The sequence below is a fragment of the Peribacillus sp. NPDC058002 genome (assembly GCF_042886655.1).
Classification (GTDB): domain Bacteria; phylum Bacillota; class Bacilli; order Bacillales; family DSM-1321; genus Peribacillus; species Peribacillus aracenensis.
Genome location: NZ_JBHVQU010000348.1, coordinates 1 through 2,974, shown reverse-complemented (window position 1 = coordinate 2,974; position 2,974 = coordinate 1). Strand labels below are relative to the sequence as shown.

The window sequence follows — 2,974 nt, the reverse complement described above, 5'->3', positions numbered from 1 at the left end:
GTATGAGGGTGTGTTACTTATTCAATTAGTATGTATTTGAAAAGAAAACAGAAACCTCAGACCACTTTTGAAGAACCGATCGCCTACAAAAGCATTGAAGTAGAAGAACCTTATCCAAATAACTCTGTCATTGTCGATTAATAATTATATTTTTATACATTTATAATCCTCAATATAATTTCAAGCTATATGAAATATGGGAGTATTGTTCCTCATGATAAACGGGTATCCATCTGTGTTCTTACAAATTAAAACAACAAAAAAGGCTAATAAAAATATCAACACTACATTGTTGTCTTTTTACATTTCAAATTCGTAAAATATCCCTAAAAAGACCAGGATTTTTTAACTCTAACTTGGATTGCAAAACAGATGCAAAGGGTACTATACCTAAATAGGAATATAGTAATCTAGTTGAGGAGTTGCAGCCATGAAATCCCGAACATTTGCATACATGTTAGCGCTATTTCATTCAAGTATTGTCGGCCTATCTTTCTTATTTACGAAAATGGCGATTGCAGAATCGAATCCGCTTGATACTTTGGCGTTCCGATTCACGGTTTCTTTCGTCATCATTTTACTCCTGGTCGCCGTTAAAGTCATTAAGGTGAACTATACCTGGGAGTCGGTTAAAAATCTGATCCCGCTATCCTTGTTGTTCCCAACTCTTTTCTTTGCCTTTCAAACTTTCGGACTTAAGTATTCGCAATCCACCGATGCTGGAATTCTGTCTGCCGTCACCCCAATTCTAACATTGATGATAGCTGGATATTTCCTGAAGGAGAAAACTTCTTTATTTCAAAAGCTTTCGATTCTTTTGTCGGTAGTCGGGGTCATTTATATTTTTGTGATGAAGGGGAGCACCATCGATTTTTCCGACATGCTTGGGATGCTATTGATCTTGCTATCCTGTATTGCAACTGCCTGTTACACTACGATGACCCGTTCACTTGCCAAGGACTATACGCCAGGTGAAATGTCCTTCTTCATGATGGGAACAGGCTTTGTCATATTTAACGTGGCTGCGCTCTTCACCCACTTAAAACAAGGAACGATGGCGGAATTCTTTACACCATGGTCGAGCATGGAATTCATCAGTTCCATTTTGTATTTGGGAATATTGGCTTCATTGGCCACTTCATTATTATCCAATACGATTCTAACAAAAATCAAAGCGTCCCAAATGAGTGTATTTGCTAACCTTTCCACAGTTGTCACGATAACGGCAGGAGCTCTCATTCTAAATGAAAAGATTACCATCTACGATATTTTGGGGTCGATACTAATCATTTTAGGTGTAATAGGCACGAATTATTTTGGTGTGAAGAAAGAGCATTCAATAAAAGTGAAACTGGAATATAATGAAGGGAAATTGTGAATGAAAATGGTCCGTCCCAATTAGGGATGGACCATTCAGACTGTAGACAAACTGAAAATCGGGTTGTCTACAGTTTTTTATGGCTGGGTACAATGTAGTCGTTGATTTCCGCTCCAGACATGCGCTTTTCTAAGCAGGAGTCTCGCACATCCGCTCCGATCAACTTAGGTATAACATTTAGATTTAAACGATATCTGAGGAGTTGAAGATATTGCTTTGGGTCAGTTGGTTCGGGAACAACATTTGATGAAAGAAACATTTTCCGACCCTCTTTTCTAAACAAACTAATGTTCCATTATCATTTCCACCAACTTGTTTGAGGGAAGTCTGTTGAACCAATCACTACTGGTTCGCCTATTTGTGGTGTGCAAACCTGGACACCATAATCATTGCCTGCTTTTATTACCCGTTCTATCGGATCTGTCCAGTCATGGAAAGACAAGGTGAACCCAGCCCAATGAATGGGGATCATCCGTTTTCCTTGTACATCGATGTGTGCTTGAACGGTTTCTTCGGGAACCATATGGACGGTTGACCAACGTTCATCATATTGTCCGCATTCCATTAAAGTTATATCAAAAGGTCCGTACTTTTCGCCGATTTCTTTAAAATGGCTACCATATCCACTATCTCCGCTGAAAAATACCTTTTCTTGTTTTCCATTAATTATCCAGGAACTCCAGAGTGTGGTATTGCCATCACGTAAACTTCTACCAGAAAAATGCCTTGCAGGCGTACAAACAAATTGCAAATCCTTGAATGAAATTTCATCCCACCAATTAAGTTCCTGAATCAGTTCTTGTTTAACGCCCCATCTTTCAAGATGACCACCGACACCTAGTGGCACAATGAACTGACTGACCTTATCTTTTAATTTCTTTATTGAGTAATAATCCAAGTGATCATAGTGATCATGTGAGAGGAGGACGGCATCGATAGGAGGCAGCATATCCAAATCGATAGGGAGATCACCGCTAAAGCGCTTGTTCCCAAACCAAGGAAAGGGAGTGGGCGCTTTGCCAAACATGGGATCCACTAAAATGGTTTTCCCATCTAACTCCAACATGAATGCAGAATGCCCAAACCAGGTGATTTTATTGGACTTTACAGATGCAGGTTGTTTTGTTTCCATTACGATCGGACGGTCGGGCCTCCTTTTTGGATTAGGTTTAATGAAATCACGTAAAATGGAACCAGTATGTTTAAGACTCATCGCTTGACTGGCAGGAATCTGATTTTGGAATTTTCCCTTGACAAAATTCTCTTTTGTAGTGAAATTTCTCACTTTTTCTTTGTTTGTTCGTCTTCCAAGTGGAGGATAGAGGTTTAGGAAAAGTAACAATAATATAAAAGAAGAAATGAGAATCTTAATAATTTTCATCATGATAGCTTCCTCCCGTATTAATCAGACCTTTTATTAAAACATATCATATCACAAAATTTATAGGGTTATTTACTATGATGTCCCACTAAAAATATGATTAAGATAAACCATTCCGAGACAAGGGCAATGGACGTTGAAACATATGATTCATTAACTGTAAACCCACATTGGGAGGAGTGTTTTTTCTCAAGTCTTCTGACAAGTGTTTAAGT

At 38.5% G+C, this 2,974-nt stretch carries 2 protein-coding genes; one reads left to right on the top strand and one right to left on the bottom strand.

Annotated features, from left to right (window positions below; all coding sequences use genetic code 11):
• Positions 1-430: 430 nt before the first annotated feature.
• A complete protein-coding gene (locus tag ACFVSH_RS24815; RefSeq protein WP_387598409.1) occupies positions 431-1,378 on the top strand; it encodes a DMT family transporter in 948 nt (315 codons plus the stop codon).
• 298 nt (positions 1,379-1,676) lie between these two features.
• On the opposite strand, the gene ACFVSH_RS24810 is transcribed toward ACFVSH_RS24815, so the two are convergent.
• Positions 1,677-2,762 (bottom strand): MBL fold metallo-hydrolase, encoded by a 1,086-nt coding sequence (locus ACFVSH_RS24810; RefSeq protein ID WP_387708406.1) that lies wholly within the window; start codon positions 2,760-2,762, stop codon positions 1,677-1,679.
• Between the last annotated feature and the right edge of the window lie 212 nt (positions 2,763-2,974).

Excerpts from the sequence above, each read along its gene's own strand:
- ACFVSH_RS24815 (WP_387598409.1), top strand. The coding sequence starts at position 431 with ATGAAATCCCGAACATTTGCATACATGTTAGCGCTATTTCATTCAAGT.
- ACFVSH_RS24810 (WP_387708406.1), bottom strand. The coding sequence starts at position 2,762 with ATGATGAAAATTATTAAGATTCTCATTTCTTCTTTTATATTATTGTTA.